This is a genomic window from Microbacterium gorillae (genome assembly GCF_000826185.2).
GTDB classification, from domain to species: Bacteria; Actinomycetota; Actinomycetes; order Actinomycetales; family Microbacteriaceae; genus Microbacterium; species Microbacterium gorillae.
The window spans coordinates 632,029-648,195 of sequence record NZ_LN648874.1 but is presented as its reverse complement, the minus strand read 5'-3'; the positions used below and the strand labels follow the sequence as shown (position 1 = coordinate 648,195).

Here is a 16,167-nt window from a genome sequence, read left to right as displayed (position 1 = left end):
GTCAGAAGGCCGGCGGTTCCTCGTCGCGGCGCGGGGTCACGCGCGCGCGGATCTCGGTGATCGCGTCGGTGATCTTCTTGCTCCCGTCGTCGACGACGTGACGGTAGCCGAGGCGACGCGCTTCGTTGCGCCGGCGGTCCGCCTGCGTCACCGCTCGCACTTCGCCGGCGAGGCTGAGCTCGCCCATGGCGGCGGTGACCGCGCCCGGAGCCCAGTTCATGACCGAGCCCGCGACGGCGACGGCGATCGCGAGGTCCGCCGCGGGTTCGGTGACGCTGACGCCGCCGAGGGTGGACACGTAGACGTCATGCTCGCTCATGCGAAGCCCGACGTGCTTCTCCAGGACCGCGAGCACCATGGCCACCCGGGCCGCGTCCACACCGTGCACGATGCGGCGGGGGTTGGGGGCGGTGGTCTTCACGGCCAGAGCCTGGACCTCCACCGGCATCGCGCGGCGACCCTCGAGCGCGATCATGATGCAGGTGCCCGGCTGCGGCTCGCCGCCGGAGAGGAACAGCGCAGACGGGTCCGGAACCTCGACGATGCCGTCGCCGTGCATCTCGAAGCAGCCCGTCTCATCCGTGGGGCCGAAGCGATTCTTCAGCGCCCGAACGAAGCGCAGGGTGGTCTGCCGGTCACCCTCGAATTGGCACACCACGTCGACGAGGTGCTCGAGCAGGCGAGGTCCGGCGACCTGACCGTCCTTGGTCACGTGACCGACCAGGATCACCGGCAGGTTGCGGTCCTTGGCGAGCCGCACGAGCGTTGCGGCGACCTCACGCACCTGTCCCGGGAGTCCGGCGGCGCCCTCGGACAGCGCGGAGGACACCGTCTGCACGGAGTCGACGATCAGCAGGTCCGGCTTCACCTGATCGACGTGACCGAGGATCGTGCCGAGGTCGGTCTCACTGGCGAGGTAGAGCTCGTCGTGCAGGGCACCGGTGCGCTCCGCGCGCAGCCGCACTTGGGACGTGGACTCCTCGCCACTGGCGTACAGGACCCGGCCGCCGCTGCGCGCCGATTGTGCGGCGACCTCCAGCAGCAGCGTCGATTTACCCACGCCCGGCTCGCCGGAGAGCAGGATCACGGCGCCGGGGACGAGTCCGCCCCCGAGGACGCGATCGAACTCGGCCACCCCCGTGGACCGACGCGGGGACTCCCGGGTGTCGACGTGGGTGATCGGACGCGCCGCGCGCTCGTCACGCGGTGCGACGGGGGCCACCTGCGGTCGGGCGATCCCGGTCTGCTCGGTCACCTCGACCACCGTGCCCCATTGCTGGCATTCGCCGCAGCGACCCACCCACTTCAGAGCGGTCCAGCCGCACTCGGTGCACCGGTAGCCGGCGGAGACGGGACGCTTGGTGGGCATGGGTCAAGCCTAGGCGCGAGCGCCGACACCGCCGTCGTCAGCGCGCGCGGGGGAGGGACAGCTTGAAGCCGACGTGCGATGCGACGTACCCGAGCCGATCGTAGAACCGATGCGCGTCCTCGCGAGCGCTGTCCGAGGTGAGCTGGATCAGCGCGCATCCGCTCGCGGGCGCGGCGACATCGGACACCCAGCGCATCATCGCCGTTCCGGCGCCGCTCGAACGGCGGGCGGAGGCGACCCGGACGGCCTCCACTTGCATTCGCCGCGCGCCGCGTCGGGCCATGCCCGGCAGGACGGTCAGCTGGAACGTGCCGATCACGCCGGAATCGTCCACGGCCACGAAGAGGTCGTTGCCCGGGGTGGTCGTCACATCGCGCAGTCCGTTGGCGTAGGCCTCACGGTCCTCGGGCCGTGCCCGGTCCCCACGGCCGGCGCTGATGGGGTCGTCCGAGAGCAACCGCATCAGCTCATCGAGATCATCGTCCGTGGCTCGCCGGAGCGTGAGAGTCCCGGACGCGGCAGCCAGTTCGGTGGGGAGTTCCAGACCATCGATCACGACTCCACCCTAGGCCGGGTGGGATCATGGAGGTGTCCCGTACATCCCGGCGGGCGGAGAGGATCGTCATGACCGAGCCCCAGGGCGCCCACCTCGTCGGCAGCGTCAATTACCCGGACGCCGAGACCACGATGCGCACGGCTCTGTCCGTGCTCGACGGACGATTGCGTCGCGTTCCGGACGGCGAGGTCGGCAAGCGATTCCACTGGATCATGTTCCAGCCGGACATCCTCGGGCAGGCGGAGGGCATCGAGCGCGTCGGTGACGAGCCGGTGCCGTTCCCGGCCGGGATCGACGCGCGTCCCCTGCGCCTCGCGGACGGTGTCGACGCCGCCTCCATCGTGCTGCCGTCGCTCGGCTACGCGGACGCCGCGATCGCGTCGTACGGCGTGTTCACGCGCCTGCGTGAGGAGGGCGCGGTCCCGGCCGGTGTCCGCTTCCTCGTCGCCCTGCCGACGCCTCTCGCCGTGGTCAACTCCTTCTTCCCCCTGGCAGATCGGGCCGCGATCGACCCGGTGTACACGGCGGCGCTGGGCGAGGAGTTGGAGCGCATCCTCGCTGCTGTCCCGCACGCCGACCTGGCGATCCAGTGGGATGTGGCACCCGAGATGGGCATCATCGAGGGCGCCGAGATCTGGGGCCAGCCGATGGTCGCGTGGTGGGATGGCGATCCGCTGCCGGAGCTCGCCGCGCGGGTATCGCGTCTGGTCGACGCCGTCCCGGACGACGTCGAAGTCGGCGTTCACCTCTGCTACGGCGACGTCGCGGAGAAGCACTTCGTGGAGCCGGCGGACACCGGCAACCTGGTGCGGATGGCGAACGCATTGCAGTCCGGTGCGCGTCGTCCGCTGACGTTCCTGCACCTCCCGGTGCCGATCGAGCGCGACGATGACGCGTACTTCGCGCCGTTGGACATGCTTGAGCTTGGTGCCCAGACGGAGCTCTACCTCGGCCTGGTGCACCGCGAGGACGGAGCCGAGGGAGCGCGTCGCCGGATCGCCGCCGCGCTTGCGCACGCCGACGTGTTCGGCGTCGCGACGGAGTGCGGCTGCGGTCGTTCGCCTCAGGACGCGACCGAGCCGCTGCTCCGCATCCACGCCGAGGTCTCCGCCGCCTGGTGACGTCGTCGGGCACAGCGGCGGGGCGCGCACCGGACACGCCGTGTCGCCCTGCGGCTCCTCCGGCGTGCCGAGCGTGATCCCCGCCGTCGTGCTCGGGGCGGAAGCACGGCTGGGGTTGCGACGTGACGCCGCGCGAGGTGGATTTGCTTCTTAGGTAAGGCTTACCTAGGTTGGAAGAGCGGGACCTCCCCGCTTTTCCCGACCTCCCCCTGACGACAGGAGCCACCGTGTCCGCACGACCTTCCATCCGCCGTCCGCTCGTGGCCGGAGCGGCCCTCACCGCCCTGGCTCTCCTCGCCACCGGTTGCGCCGGCTCCGCGAACGCCGAGCCCGACGCCGCGGCCACGACCGACGCCCCCGCCGCCACCGAGGTGACCTTCACGGACAACCACGGCGAGGTGACCGTTCCGGTGAACCCGGAGCGTGTCGTCGCGCTGGACAACACGGCACTGCAGACGCTGAACGACTGGGACGTCACGCTGGTCGCCGCCCCGAAGCCCGTCATGGGCAAGGTGTGGCCGAAGTACATCGACGACGAGGCCGTGCTGAACGTCGGCAGCCACCGCGAGCCCGACCTGGAGAAGATCGTCGAGGCCGAGCCGGACCTCGTCATCGGCGGTTACCGCTTCGCCTCCCACTACGACGAGATCAAGACGCTCGCCGACCCGGTCATCGAGCTGGACCCGCGCGACGGTGAGGCCATCTCGGCCGAGCTCAAGCGTCAGACGACGGCCCTCGGACAGATCTTCGCCCGCGAGGACGACGCCGCCGCGCTGAACAGCGCTCTGGATGACGCGATCGCCGCCGCCAAGAAGAACTACGACGGCGAGTCGACCGTCATCGGCCTGATCGCGTCCGGCGGCAAGCTCGGCTTCTCCGCTCCCGGCGAGGGCCGTGGCATCGGCTCCCTGTACACGGAGCTGAAGCTGGTCCCGGGCATCGACCGCGAGATCGAGGGCGAGTCCGCCGACCACAAGGGTGACGAGATCGGTGTCGAGGCCATCGCCGCCGCGAACCCGGAGTGGCTGATCGTCCTGGACCGCGACGGTGCCGTCGCCTCGGACACCGCCGAGTACGTCCCGGCCGCCGACATCGTCGCCGCCAACGAGGCGCTGAAGAACGTCCCGGCGGTGAAGAAGAACCAGATCATCTACCTGAACTCGAACTTCTACCTGACCGAGGGCATCCAGGCGTACACCGAGCTGTACCAGAGCCTCGCCGACGCGTTCGCAGCCGCCAAGTGACCTCTGACCGGCCGGACCCGCATCGGGTCCGGCCGGCGCTCCGTTCATGACTCAGACTCTCCTTCCGTCCGCCCCCGTGCGCCGGCGTGTGTCGTCCGGGCTGCTTCTTGCCCTGGCGCTCATCGGCGTTCTCGGGCTCATGGCGCTCTCGCTCTCCGTGGGCGCCTACGACCTCGGCTCCGATGACTTCGGTGCCGAGATGTTCTGGATCACCCGCGTGCCGCGCACGCTCGCCCTGGTCCTCGCCGCCTGCGCGATGTGCGTCAGCGGCATGATCATGCAGCTGCTGACCCAGAACCGCTTCGTCGAGCCGACCACCACCGGAACCACCGAGTGGGCCGGTCTCGGTCTCCTCGCCGTCACCCTGCTGATCCCGACTGCGACGACCTCGGTGAAGATGGTCGCCGCCTCGATCGCGGCCTTCGTCGGCACCATGATCTTCCTCACGGTCCTGCGACGCATTCGCCTGCGCTCCTCGCTCGTCGTGCCGCTGATCGGGATGATGCTCGGGGCCGTCGTCTCGGCGTTCTCCACGTTCCTGGCGGTGTCCACGAGCATGCTGCAGATGCTCGGGACGTGGTTCATGGGCTCGTTCTCCATGGTGATGCGCGGACGCTACGAGACGCTCTGGGTGATCGCGATCATCGTGGTCCTCGCGTGGATCGTCGCGGACCGTTTCACGGTCGCCGGCCTCGGCAAGGACATCGCCACCTCCGTCGGCATGAACTACGAGCGCGTGGTGTTCTTCGGCACCGCGCTGGTCGCGGTCGCCACCGGTGTCACCACCGTCGTGGTGGGTGCGCTGCCGTTCCTCGGCCTCGTCGTGCCGAACCTCGTCTCCATGATCCGCGGTGACAATCTGCGCTCGAACATCCCGTGGGTGTGCGTCACCGGAACCGCGCTGATCCTCGTCTGCGACATCGTCGGGCGAGTCATCCGGTTCCCGTTCGAGGTGCCCGTCTCCATGATCCTCGGCGTGATCGGTGCCGCCGTGTTCATCACCATGCTGCTGAGGATGCGTGCTCGTGGTTGATACCCTGACCGCCGCCCCCGTCGCCACGCCCACGCGTCGCGGTCTGCCGTACGCGGCGCGTCTCGGCATCGTCGCGGCGATCGCCGTGGTGGCCGCCGTTCTCGTGCTGACCTGGGGGATCGCGTCCGAACCCGGCTCGAACGCGTTCTGGTTGCTGGTCAATCGGCGCGCCATCACCGTGGTGACCATCACTCTCGTCGCCACAGCACAGGCCATCGCCGTCGTGCTGTTCCACACCGCGACCGGAAACCGCATCCTGACGCCGTCGATCATGGGCTTCGACGCGCTCTACGTCGTGATCCAGACGAGCATGGTGTTCTTCTTCGGTGCGCAGTCGCTGACCGCAACGGACGGCGTCCCGAAGGTGCTCGCGCAGAGCGCGCTGATGGTCGTCTTCGCGACCGGGCTGTACGGCTGGTTGTTCGGCGGGAAGCGCGGCAACCTGCACATCACGCTGCTGATCGGCCTCGTTCTCGGCGTCGGCTTCGGCACGCTGTCCACGTTCATGCAGCGGATGCTGGACCCGGGGGAGTTCGACATCCTCTCCGCCCGCTTGTTCGGCAGCATCGCGAACTCCAACGCCGAGTACCTGCCGTGGGCTGGCGCGATCATCGTCATCGTGGCCGTGGTGGTGTTCTTCCGGCGTCACCGCCTGGACGTGCTCGCGCTCGGCCGCGATACGGCGACGAACCTCGGGCTGTCGTACAAGCGCGAGGTGATGGCGCTGTTCGTCCTCGTCGCGATGCTCATCTCGATCTCCACCACGCTGGTCGGTCCGATGACGTTCTTCGGCTTCATCGTCGCGACCCTGTCGTATCAGCTGTGCGGGTCGGCCGAGCACCGCCGCGTGCTGCCGTTCGCGGTGCTGCTCGGCATCGCCACGCTGCTGTCCGCCTACTTCGTGCTGCGCAACGTGTTCTCCGCGGCGGGGCTCGTCACCGTCATCATCGAATTCGTCGGCGGACTGGCGTTCGTCATCATCCTGCTCCGAAAGGGAACGCTGTGATCTCGTTCACCGACGTCACCAAGACGTACGACGGACACCGGGTGCTCGGCCCGGTGAACCTGGAGATTCCGGCCGGCGGCATCACGGCCCTCGTCGGACCGAACGGTGCCGGCAAGTCCACGCTGCTGACGATCGCCGGACGCCTGGCCGATGCCACGACCGGGTCCACGACCGTCGGCGGTCTCGATGTCGCGAAGACGCCCAGTCGCGACCTCGCTCGCACGGTGTCGATCCTGCGGCAGGAGAACCACTTCATCACGCGGCTCACCGTCCGCGAGCTGGTCGGCTTCGGCCGGTTCCCGTACTCGCAGGGGCGCCTGACGCCCGCTGACCGGGCGGCGGTTGAGGAGGCGATGTCCTTCCTCGGTCTCGAGGCGCTCGCGGACCGGCAGCTCGATGAGCTCTCCGGCGGGCAGCGCCAGCGCGCGTACGTGGCGATGGTGCTGGCTCAGGACACCGACTACCTGCTGCTGGACGAGCCGCTGAACAACCTCGACGTCAAGCACGCCGTCGCCATGATGCAGCAGCTGCGGCGGGCGGCGGATGAGCTCGGCAAGACGATCATCATCGTCCTGCACGACGTGAACTTCGCCTCCGCCTACGCCGACCGGATCGTCGCGCTGCGGGGCGGTGAGGTGGTGCACGTCGGCACGCCGTCCGAGTTCATGACGCCGTCCGTGCTGCATGACGTCTTCGACACCGAGATGGACGTCCGCTCCGACGGTCCCTACCCCCTGGCCGTCTACTTCCGCTGACGCCCAGTCGGGACCGCGTCAGTAGGCCTGCTCGCGCTGGTCGACGATGAGGTGGATGAGGGCGAAGCGGCCCTCCTCGCGGGTGACCTGCAGCGCCTGCGCGACCGCGGCAGGGACGTCGGCGTCGTCCGTGACCCGGATGCCGACGCCACCGAAGGCCTGCGCCATGAGGGCGAAGTCCGGGTTGCGCAGCTGCGTGCCGGAGATGCGTCCGGGGTGGTGGCGCTCCTGGTGGGTGCGGATCGTGCTGTACTCCTGGTTGTCCATCACCACGATCAGCGGCGCGAGCCCGTACTGCGCGAGCGTGGCGAGCTCCTGACCGTTCATCAGGAACTCCCCGTCGCCGGCGACGGTGACGACCTGGCGGCCGGGATAGCGCAGCGTTGAGGTGACGGCCGCGGGAACCGAGTAGCCCATCGACCCGTTGCCGCAGCTGACCATGGACGGGTACGCGCGCGTCGGGAAGTAGCGGTGCGCCCAGTTCGTGTGCTCGCCCGCGCCGAAGGTGACGATCGCATCATCGTCCAGCTGCGGGACGAGCGTCGCCATGAGCGTGTTCATGCGCGCCTGACCCTCGGTGCCGGCGTCCGGCAGTGCGGCGAATTCCTCCTGCTGCCCGCGCATGCGCGCGGTCCACGCCGCCCATTCCGGACGCGGTTCGAGGTCGAGCTCGGCGAGGCCGCGGACGAACGCCGCCGGCTTGGCGACGATCTGGTGCGAGACGGCACCGGAACGTCCGCGCATGCCCGTGTCCATACTGACCAGGAAGTTCTCGCGATTCCAACCCTGGCGGGCGATGTAGCCGCCGGTGAGGACGTCGCCCGGGAGCGTGCCGACGAAGATCAGCAGGTCGGTCTCCTCCAGGAGGTCGTACGTCGGACGGGGGCGGCCGTAGCCGATCGGACCGACGTAGCTGGGGGAGTCGAAGCCGACCACACCCTCGGTGCGCCACTCGGCGGCGGCTGCGATGCCGTTTCGCTCCAGCCATGCGGTGAACTCGGCGGAGGCCTCCGGGGTCCAGTCGTTGCCGCCGGTGACGAACAGCGGCCGCTCGGAGTTCTGCAGCGCGGCGCGCAGGCGCTCGCCGTCGTCGCTGACGAGGCCGCCGGTGGCGACCGGGATGATCGGGTGCGTCTCGACCGGGACGACCTCGCGCAGCACGTCCTCGGGCAGGCCGACGACGACGGGACCCGGACGTCCGGATCGGGCCGCGAAGACGGCCTCGGCGACGGTCTCGGCCGCGCGCTTGGCGGTGTCCAGGACCATGACGCGCTTCGCGCCGGCCTCGAACCAGCCGCGGATGTCGAACTCCTGGAACGCCTCCCGGTCGCGGTGATCCAGCGGGATCAGGCCGATGAACAGGATCATCGGCGTGGAGTCCTGCCACGCGGTGTGGACTCCGACGAGAGCGTTCGCGGCGCCCGGTCCGCGGGTGACCATCGCGACGCCGGGCAGCTCGCCGAGCTTTCCGTTGGCCTCGGCCATGTACGCCGCCCCGCCCTCGTGGCGGCACACGATCGTGTCGATCTGCGACTCGTGCAGTCCGTCCAGCACTTCGAGGTAGCTCTCACCCGGCACCACGAAGGCGCGGCGAATCCCGTGCTCCTCCAGCGTCCGGACGATCGCGTGTCCGGCGGTCTCGGTGGTGGTGGTCTCGGTGGGGTTCTCGGACGCGGAAGAACGCGGCAGATCGAGGATGGCCATGCGGGTGCTCTCTCCAGTGAGGCGGTGCGGGTACGGGCGCGGCCAGCCTTGTGGAGCGGATGCGTGCGTGGATACGACGTCGTGCGGTATGTCCATCGTGGCGGACCCCGCGGGGGTGTCCCCCGCCATTTCAGGTGGAAAGATCATGTGTGCCTGGGCGATTTCGGCAAGATTCTCCGTTCTTATGAACCCAGGGGCGTGCAGAACGTCTCTTCTCCCGCGTCGTGTGGCTCTGTCCACGCCTCCGGACGCGCCCGGGCCGCCGGAGGTGTGACTCGGTTTTGCGCTCCCGTCGCCGTACCGTAAACTCGATCCCGGTGACGTGTCCGAGCGGCCGAAGGTGCAACACTCGAAATGTTGTGTAGGTTCACCCCTACCGTGGGTTCAAATCCCACCGTCACCGCCAGAGAAACCCCCGCAATCCCTTGGGATCGCGGGGGTTTCGTCCCGTCAGGCGGCGAATCAGCCCAGCTCGTCCAGGGCCATCTTCGCGCCGGGGTGGAGCGGGATGGGGTGGGTCTGGACAGCGGTGTCCGGGGTGAGCGAGGCGCCGGCCGGGTGGACGGCCTCGATGCGGTCGGCGTTGGACCAGATGGCGGTGGTGATCGCGCAGGCGGTGGCGTCGTCCATGTCGTCCTTCACGAGCAGGACGTTCGGCACCACGATCGTCGGGACGTCCGCGTCCAGGCCGGCGGAGGACTCGTGACGATCTCGATCACTCGCCGCACGCTGTTGCGCGCCGCCCTGGTCGGCACCGCGGCCGTCGCCGCGTCGACGATCACGGGTTGCACGCCGGTTCCGGCACCGTCGCTGCGGATGGCCGGCGGTGAGCCCGGCGGAACCTACGTCCGCTTCGGGGAGTTGCTCGGCGCCGCTCTCGTGCGCTCCGGTGCGGCCGGATCATTGGACGTGATGACGACCGCGGGCAGCGTGGAGAACGTCCGGCTGCTGCAGAACGGCGACGCGGACCTGGCGATCTCCCTCGCCGACGCGATCGCGGATGACGACGTGGTGGCGGTCGGGCGGGTCTACCAGAACTACCTGCAGTGCATCGTGGGTGGGGACAGCGGGTTGACGACGCTGGACGCCCTCCGCGGACGTGACGTGTCGATCGGGGCGACCGGATCGGGCACGGCGCTCACGATGCGACGACTCCTGCAGGCCGCGGGGGTGCTGGACGACACCGGCGTGCGGATCCACGAGATGCGACTGGCGGATGCCGTCGATCGATTCGAGGCGGGCGAGCTGTCCGCCGTGTTCTGGTCCGGTGGGGTGGCCCTGCCGGAGATGGAACGGCTGCAGCCGGCCACCGGTCTCACGCTGATCGATCTCACCGCGGCGCTGCCCGCTCTGACCCTGGCCCACCGGGGCGTCTATCAGCCGACCGTGATCCCGGCCGGCGTGTACGACCTCATGGAGTCGTTACCCGCCATCGGGGTCTCGAACCTGCTGCTGGTGCGCCCGGACGCCTCGGACGCCTTCGTGACGGCCCTGGTGGACCGGCTCATCGAGGACGCCGCCGCCCTCGTGCCGCAGCCGAGCGTCGGGGTGCAGTTCCTCACGCCTTCGAATCTCATCGACACCGCGCCCGTGCCGCTGCACCCCGCCGCCGCGCGCGCCTACCGCCGCCACTACGGCTGAGGCGAGCTCGGGGGCACCTGCTCCGTTGAGCGCCGCGGGAAGACCCGCCACTCGAACTCATGCACGGCGGTCGGCGGGACCGGATCGAGAGCGGCGGGGGCGCGGCTCCCCCCGGGGTTCCCCAGAAAGCCGGGGGGCCGGGGGCCGCGCCCGGCGGGCCGGTCTTGGCCCCCCGCGGGGGGGTGGCCGGCCCCCCCAAGTTCGAGGGTGATTAGTTTTCTTTTAAGATGGACATCACTGCCTAGGAGGGTGCACCCTCTGTAGGGGCGGTGGCCTGAATATTTGAAAGGCAGAAGGCGCCGGGGGGCGCGGGGGGAAGCCCCGCCACTCGAACTCATGCACGGCGGTCGGCGGGACCGGATCGAGAGCGGCGGTGACGAGCATCTCCGCGATGTTCTCGAAGAAGTCCGGAGGACCGGCGCTCGTCACGGACGGATCGTTCTTGGCCGCCTGCGGTGTGTTGCCGAGCCCCGCCACGTAGACGTCCCGCGGAACCGATAATCCCACCGCGTAGGCGGCCTGGGTGGCGGCGATCGCGGCATAGTCCGTGTTGCAGAAGAGCGCTCGCGGACGGTCGGACGCGGCGAGAGACTCGTGCGCGGCGCGGAAGGCGCCGGAAGCGGAACCGTCGTACGTGATGACCCGCTCGCTCCGGACGCGCCCGTCTGCCACGGCCTCGCGGTACGCGTCCAGCCGCTGCTGCTGGGAGGTCTGATCCCGCGGGTACAGGAAGGCCACATCGGGGGTCAACTCGGCCAGATGCTGGACGATCTGGCGAGCGCCGGAGAGCGCGGGGGACCGGATCACGCCATACCCCCCGCCCGGCAGACGCTCGCTGAAGACGATCACCCGCTGCCCGGCCGCCACCAGGGAGTCCAACCGCGGCGCGTCGCTCAGAGGTGGTTCGTCGACGAACATCAGATTCGGCTGGACGCGCAGTGCCGTCTCGTACCAGTCGCCGTAGGACTGGACGAGGGGGATCAGGCCGCCGGCGTGCGCGCGCCGGCTGACGCTCTCCTGCAAGGAGATGCTCCACGGGTCGTTGGGCACCCGCACATTGAGGACGAGGAGACCGTTCTGGCCCGTCCGCATGGCCTGCGCCGCGGAATTGGCGACGTACCCCAGCTTCCGGGCCGCGGCGCGCACGCGGTCCGCGGTGGACTCCGAGATCTGCTGGTCCGATCCGCGCAGGACGTACGAGACGGTCGCCGTGGAGACACCCGCCGCCTCCGCCACCGCGCGGATCGTCGGTCGCTTGGCCGAGGGGCGATCGGCCGCCGCGGTCACGAACGGGCACCTTCGACGGAGAGTGCTCCCCTGCGCCACGCCACGAGTGCGGTGCCGGAGGCGATCCTGGATGGTGCGTCGTTCGCCATGTCCCTACCCCTTGCTTCCGGTGAATGCGATGCCCGCGATGAACTGCTTCTGCAGGAACATGAACACCAGGATCATCGGAATCGTCGCCATCAGCGACCCGGCCATCAGGGTCGGGAAGTCCGTGAAGTTCAATCCCACCATCTGAGACAGGCCTACCGAAAGAGGCATGCGTTCCTGCGTCGACGTCACGATCAGGGGCCAGAGCATCGCGTTCCATGCTCCCAGAACCGAGAACACTGTGAGCGCGATCACCCCAGGAATGGCCAGCGGAAGCATGACGCGGTAGAAGATCTGCCACTGATTGGCGCCATCCAGACGGGCGGCCTCCTCGAGCTCGACCGGGAGACTCATGAAGAACTGGCGCATGAGGAAGGTCCCGAATGCGGAGAACAGGCCCGGCAGGATGATGCCCTGCACCGAGTCCAACCACCCCAACCCCTGCACGATCTCGTACTGCGGCAGCAGGAAGAGCTGGTTCGGCACCATGAGCACGGACAGGAAGAGGATGAACAGCGGTCCGCGACCGCGGAAGTGCATGCGCGCGAACGCGTAGCCCGCCATGGTGCACAGCACCACATGGCCGATCGTCGTCACGACCGTGATGATGACGCTGTTCAGCATCATCTGCGCGAACGGCATCGAGTCCAAGACCTTGGCGAAGTTCGTGAAGTCGAACGGGTTCGGGATCCACTGCGGTGGCACCGCCGTAGCCCCGGCGAAGTTCTTCAGCGAAGACAGCACCTGCCAGATGAACGGGAACACCATCACGATGGCGCCGAGCAGCAGCACCACGTGGACCAGGATCGGCTGCCGGTGTGACCGCCGGCCGTTGCCACGGTCGCTTCGCTGGTTTCCGGCCGTCACGAGGACTTCCGTTTCGGTGCGCGTGTCACTCATAGTGCACCCACTTCTTCTGGAGCGAGAACTGCAGGACCGTGAGGATCAGGATGATGATCAGGAGGACGAACGCGATCGCTGCCGCCGCACCCTGGTCATGCTGGATGAAGCCCTTCTGGTAGAAGAGGAAGACGATCGTCTTCACGTACGGCAACGCCGAACTGTCCGGCCCCACCATCACGTAGACCAGGTCGAAGATCTGCAGCGAACCGATCACGGAGAGCACCGTGATGAAGAAGACGCTCGGTGAGATCATCGGGACCGTGACGGAGACGAATCGCCGCACGGGTCCTGCCCCATCGAGCTCAGCCGCCTCATACAGCGACTGCGGGACGCCCTGCAACGCCGCCATGAAGATGACGATGTTCGATCCCAGACTGCTCCAGATCCCGACCACAGCGACCGCGACCAGGGCCGTGGCCGGGTTGTTCAGCCACGAGGTTCCGGTGATCCCGACGTAGCCCAGCAACTGATTCAGGATTCCGTAGTCACCGTTGTAGATCATCTTCCAGACGAGCGCGACGGCGGCCGGCATGGTCACGACCGGCAGGAAGAACAGCACCCGGTAGGCGCTGCGGAACTTCAGGTTCGGGGTGTTCAGCAGCGACGCCACGATCATCGCGAGCGGAATGCCGATGAGCGAGAACACCGTGTACAACGCGGTGTTCAGGAGGGCCTGGGGAAGCTCGGGGTCTTGGAAGAGGGTGGCGTAGTTCGCGGCGCCCACCCAGGTCGAGCCGCCGAAGACTCCCGTTTCGGTGAAAGACAGGTACAGCGTCCGGATGATCGGCCAGATGTAGAAGATCAGCAGGCCGAGTGTCAGAGGCCCCACGAACAGCACAGGCCACAGCGCGTTCGACCCTCCGGGAGGGCGGCCGCGGCCGGGGGCGGACTTCCTGCGGCCGCGGGAAGCTGCCCCCCGGCCCCGCGCGCCGGGCAACGCGGCCACGGCGGCGGGGCGGGAAACGGTGGTCATGACTACTTCTTCTTCGTCGCGTCGATCGCTGCCTGCACCTCGGAATTGAGCTTGTCGAGGCCGTCGGAGACGCTTTCCTTACCGGACCAGATCGCGGTGCGCTGCGTGGTCTCGGAATCGACCCACTTCGACATCGCGACCGACTGCGGGTAGCCCTTGGCGGTCTTGGCCGCATCCAGGAAGACCTGCAGGTCGAACTGCGGGTAGGACTTCAACCACTCGGCCTGCGTGCCTTCATAGGAGGGGATGGCGTTACCGGCTTCGGCCTGGATCTTCGCACCCTCCGGCCCGGTCGCGAACGCGACGAACTTCTGCGCCTCTTCCAGGTGCTGGCTCTTGGCGTTCACGCCGAGACCGATGGAGTTCAGCACCGTGATGCTGCCCGCAGGTCCGGCCGGCACCGGGGCCACATCGATGTCCTTCGCCGCCGCGCTCATCGCCATCGTTCGGGCATTGGTGTTCTGCGTCCAGAGCATGGCGATCTTGCCGGAACCGAAGGCATCGGACGGCGGGGTGTCCGTCATCTGCTGCAGCGTCGGGGAGCTCCCGTCGTCGATGAACGACTTCAGAAAGCTGACGCCTTCCTTCGCCTCGGGCGAGTTGTAGGCGGCGTTGCCCTTGTCATCGATGATCGTGCCGCCGGCGCTGTAGATCGCCGGGTACCAGTTCTGCTGGGCCGCCGACGAGGCCGCGAACCCCTTGACGTCGCCCTTCGTGAGGGTCTTGGCGTCCTTCTGCATCTGCTCCCACGTGTAACCCTTTCCCGGGACGGGGAGGCCGGCGTCGGCGAAGAGCTTCTTGTTGTACCAGAGCGCCACGGTGTCGAAGTCCTTCGGGACGGCGTACTGCTTGCCGTCGTACTCGTACATCGAGACGGATTCCTTCGGGAACTTGCTGAGGTCCACGCCCTCGATCGGCGCGAGCTGGCCCTCCGAGGCATAGAGACCGAAGTACTGTCCGGTGAACCAGATGACGTCCGGTCCGCTGCCGGCGGCGACCGTGGTCTGCAGCTTGTTCCAGTAGTTGTCCCACGGGGTGAGTTGGATCTGAACGGTGACGTTCGGGTTCTCCGCGTGGAACGCGTCAGCGATCTTCTGCATGGCGGGCTGCTGCAGATCGTTCCAGATGGAGAAGGTGAGCGTCACGTCGCCACCGCCCGCGCCGCCGGACGACGAGGAGGAGCCGGATCCTGATGAGCAACCAGCGGTGGCGAGTGCGACAGCGAGCGTCAGTGCGCCGGCTGCGAGGGCCTTGTACTTCACGGTGATTCCTATCTCTCGGGTTGTCAGTGGACGAAGTTCAGGAGCGGGGAGGAGGACTGCGGGCTCGGTTCCGGGACGCGGGCTCGACGGTGTGAGGTCCGGCAGGCGCCTGCGGCCTGGGCTCCCCGTGGCGCTCGAGCTGTTCTTTTCACGATGCGATCTCCTTTGATCGTTTAATCGATTAAGTGACTGTAAGCACTCACGTGTGGCGAGCGCAAGACTTGGTCGGCAATTCCTGCCCGCGCGTGCGCGATCCGTGTGATCGGAGTGTTCGGTGGCCTTCGGCGGCGGGTCAGGCGCGGCGGTACTCGGAGACCATGGGGCAGTCGAACGGGTCGCGGGCGGTGAGACCGACGGTGTTCAGGTAGTCGATGACGATGGCGTAGGAGCGCCACAGCGAGGTCTCCGCGTAGGGGACGCCGTGCGTGGCGCAGTACTCGCGGACGATCTCACGGGTCTGCGCGAGCTGCGGGCGAGCCATGCTCGGGAACATCGGCGTCAGGACGAGTGCGAAGCGGGCGACGATCATGCCGAGCTCGGCCCACCGCGCCTTCACCGGACCACGGGAGAACAGGTGCCGGAATGAGTGCATGTGCAGGTTCAGACCTTCGAGGGTCAGAAGCGGGAAGAAGAACCACCCTTGCTTGCGCGTGATGAGGCGGCGCAGTCCGCGCGCCTGGACGGCGTCCTCATCGAGGAACGAGATCGTGTCGACCTCGATGTCCGGGTCCTTGCCGACACGGTTGGGGTTCGCGTGGTGGCGGCTGTGCTTGGAGTCCCACCACGAATAGCTCAGGCCGACGAAGGCGGCGAGGACCCGCGCGAGGCGGTCGTTCGTCAGTCCGCTGGAGAGGATCTGACGGTGTCCCGCCTCGTGAGCGAAGAACGCGACCTGAGTGAACAGGATGCCGAACGCCGCCGCCATCAGAAGCTGGAACCAGCTCTCGCCGAGCAGGATGGACCCGGTGATCGCACCGCCGAAACCGACCGCGATCGCCGCTCCCGTGAGCAGGTAGAACCCGGTGCTGCGCCGTAGCAGGCCCGCCTCGCGGATCACCTCGGCCAAGCGGGTGTACGCACGGGCGACCGGGGGGAAGTCTTCCTTGCGCGCGTACGTCTGTCGGATCGGACCGAGGGTGCTGACGGTGTCAGCGAGCGAAGTGGAGGTAGACACGTCTTTTCGTCAACCGACCGTGGGGCACCGGTTGCTCAAGCTGGGGGGGGGG

At 68.3% G+C, this 16,167-nt stretch carries 15 protein-coding genes and 1 tRNA gene; 7 read left to right on the top strand and 9 right to left on the bottom strand.

Annotated features, from left to right (window positions below; genetic code table 11):
* Position 1: 1 nt before the first annotated feature.
* A complete protein-coding gene (gene radA / locus BN1193_RS09020; RefSeq protein WP_040165829.1) occupies positions 2-1,369 on the bottom strand; it encodes a DNA repair protein RadA in 1,368 nt (455 codons plus the stop codon).
* A gap of 37 nt (positions 1,370-1,406) precedes the next feature.
* Positions 1,407-1,925, bottom strand: coding sequence for a GNAT family N-acetyltransferase (locus BN1193_RS09015; protein ID WP_040165827.1), 519 nt, complete (start codon positions 1,923-1,925; stop codon positions 1,407-1,409).
* A 68-nt stretch (positions 1,926-1,993) separates the two neighbouring features.
* Here BN1193_RS09015 and BN1193_RS09010 point away from each other — a divergent pair, with 68 nt between their 5' ends.
* The 5 genes from BN1193_RS09010 (at position 1,994) to BN1193_RS08990 (ending at position 7,084) form a co-directional block, all read left to right on the top strand.
* Positions 1,994-3,046 carry a hypothetical protein gene (locus BN1193_RS09010; RefSeq protein ID WP_040165826.1) on the top strand — a complete coding sequence of 351 codons (1,053 nt, stop codon included), beginning with the start codon at positions 1,994-1,996 and terminating at the stop codon, positions 3,044-3,046.
* Positions 3,047-3,273: 227 nt separating this feature from the next.
* The gene (locus tag BN1193_RS09005; RefSeq protein ID WP_040165824.1) at positions 3,274-4,290 is read left to right on the top strand and encodes a siderophore ABC transporter substrate-binding protein; all 1,017 of its coding nucleotides are present in this window, start codon (positions 3,274-3,276) and stop codon (positions 4,288-4,290) included.
* Positions 4,291-4,336: 46 nt separating this feature from the next.
* On the top strand, positions 4,337-5,323 hold the full coding sequence (locus tag BN1193_RS09000; RefSeq protein WP_040165822.1) for an ABC transporter permease: 987 nt from the start codon (positions 4,337-4,339) through the stop codon (positions 5,321-5,323).
* Complete coding sequence (locus BN1193_RS08995) at positions 5,316-6,329, top strand: iron chelate uptake ABC transporter family permease subunit (protein ID WP_094770406.1); 1,014 nt, start codon at positions 5,316-5,318, stop codon at positions 6,327-6,329. Before BN1193_RS09000 ends, BN1193_RS08995 begins: the two co-directional genes overlap by 8 nt.
* Positions 6,326-7,084, top strand: coding sequence for an iron ABC transporter ATP-binding protein (locus tag BN1193_RS08990; protein WP_040165819.1), 759 nt, complete (start codon positions 6,326-6,328; stop codon positions 7,082-7,084). Before BN1193_RS08995 ends, BN1193_RS08990 begins: the two co-directional genes overlap by 4 nt.
* 18 nt (positions 7,085-7,102) lie before the next feature.
* Here the strand turns inward: BN1193_RS08990 and BN1193_RS08985 are convergent, their stop codons facing one another.
* Complete coding sequence (locus BN1193_RS08985) at positions 7,103-8,788, bottom strand: thiamine pyrophosphate-dependent enzyme (RefSeq protein ID WP_094770396.1); 1,686 nt, start codon at positions 8,786-8,788, stop codon at positions 7,103-7,105.
* Positions 8,789-9,104: 316 nt separating this feature from the next.
* On the opposite strand from BN1193_RS08985, the gene BN1193_RS08980 reads away from it, so the two are divergent.
* Positions 9,105-9,194, top strand: a tRNA-Ser gene (locus BN1193_RS08980).
* A gap of 56 nt (positions 9,195-9,250) precedes the next feature.
* Here the strand turns inward: BN1193_RS08980 and BN1193_RS08975 are convergent.
* Positions 9,251-9,475, bottom strand: a complete 225-nt coding sequence (locus BN1193_RS08975; RefSeq protein WP_094770395.1) for a TAXI family TRAP transporter solute-binding subunit — start codon at positions 9,473-9,475, stop codon at positions 9,251-9,253.
* Positions 9,476-9,490: 15 nt separating this feature from the next.
* On the opposite strand from BN1193_RS08975, the gene BN1193_RS08970 reads away from it, so the two are divergent.
* The gene (locus BN1193_RS08970; protein WP_052460601.1) at positions 9,491-10,429 is read left to right on the top strand and encodes a TAXI family TRAP transporter solute-binding subunit; all 939 of its coding nucleotides are present in this window, start codon (positions 9,491-9,493) and stop codon (positions 10,427-10,429) included.
* A gap of 234 nt (positions 10,430-10,663) precedes the next feature.
* Here the strand turns inward: BN1193_RS08970 and BN1193_RS08965 are convergent, their stop codons facing one another.
* The 5 genes from BN1193_RS08965 to BN1193_RS08945 all read right to left on the bottom strand — a co-directional run bounded on the left by BN1193_RS08965 (position 10,664) and on the right by BN1193_RS08945 (position 16,115).
* A complete protein-coding gene (locus BN1193_RS08965) occupies positions 10,664-11,716 on the bottom strand; it encodes a LacI family DNA-binding transcriptional regulator (RefSeq protein ID WP_154670786.1) in 1,053 nt (350 codons plus the stop codon).
* 93 nt (positions 11,717-11,809) lie between these two features.
* Positions 11,810-12,703 carry a carbohydrate ABC transporter permease gene (locus BN1193_RS08960; protein WP_040165816.1) on the bottom strand — a complete coding sequence of 298 codons (894 nt, stop codon included), beginning with the start codon at positions 12,701-12,703 and terminating at the stop codon, positions 11,810-11,812.
* Positions 12,696-13,535, bottom strand: a complete 840-nt coding sequence (locus BN1193_RS08955) for a carbohydrate ABC transporter permease (RefSeq protein WP_230206458.1) — start codon at positions 13,533-13,535, stop codon at positions 12,696-12,698. The genes BN1193_RS08960 and BN1193_RS08955 overlap by 8 nt, the downstream gene beginning before the upstream one ends.
* Positions 13,536-13,681: 146 nt before the next feature.
* Positions 13,682-14,941 carry an ABC transporter substrate-binding protein gene (locus BN1193_RS08950; protein WP_040165814.1) on the bottom strand — a complete coding sequence of 420 codons (1,260 nt, stop codon included), beginning with the start codon at positions 14,939-14,941 and terminating at the stop codon, positions 13,682-13,684.
* Positions 14,942-15,233: 292 nt separating this feature from the next.
* Positions 15,234-16,115, bottom strand: a complete 882-nt coding sequence (locus tag BN1193_RS08945) for a fatty acid desaturase family protein (protein WP_040165812.1) — start codon at positions 16,113-16,115, stop codon at positions 15,234-15,236.
* Positions 16,116-16,167: the final 52 nt, after the last annotated feature.

Bases quoted from the DNA above. Each gene is read 5' to 3' on its own strand.
- radA (WP_040165829.1), bottom strand. From the start codon at position 1,369: ATGCCCACCAAGCGTCCCGTCTCCGCCGGCTACCGGTGCACCGAGTGC.
- BN1193_RS09010 (WP_040165826.1), top strand. From the start codon at position 1,994: ATGACCGAGCCCCAGGGCGCCCACCTCGTCGGCAGCGTCAATTACCCG.
- BN1193_RS09000 (WP_040165822.1), top strand. From the start codon at position 4,337: ATGACTCAGACTCTCCTTCCGTCCGCCCCCGTGCGCCGGCGTGTGTCG.
- BN1193_RS08985 (WP_094770396.1), bottom strand. From the start codon at position 8,788: ATGGCCATCCTCGATCTGCCGCGTTCTTCCGCGTCCGAGAACCCCACC.
- BN1193_RS08960 (WP_040165816.1), bottom strand. From the start codon at position 12,703: ATGAGTGACACGCGCACCGAAACGGAAGTCCTCGTGACGGCCGGAAAC.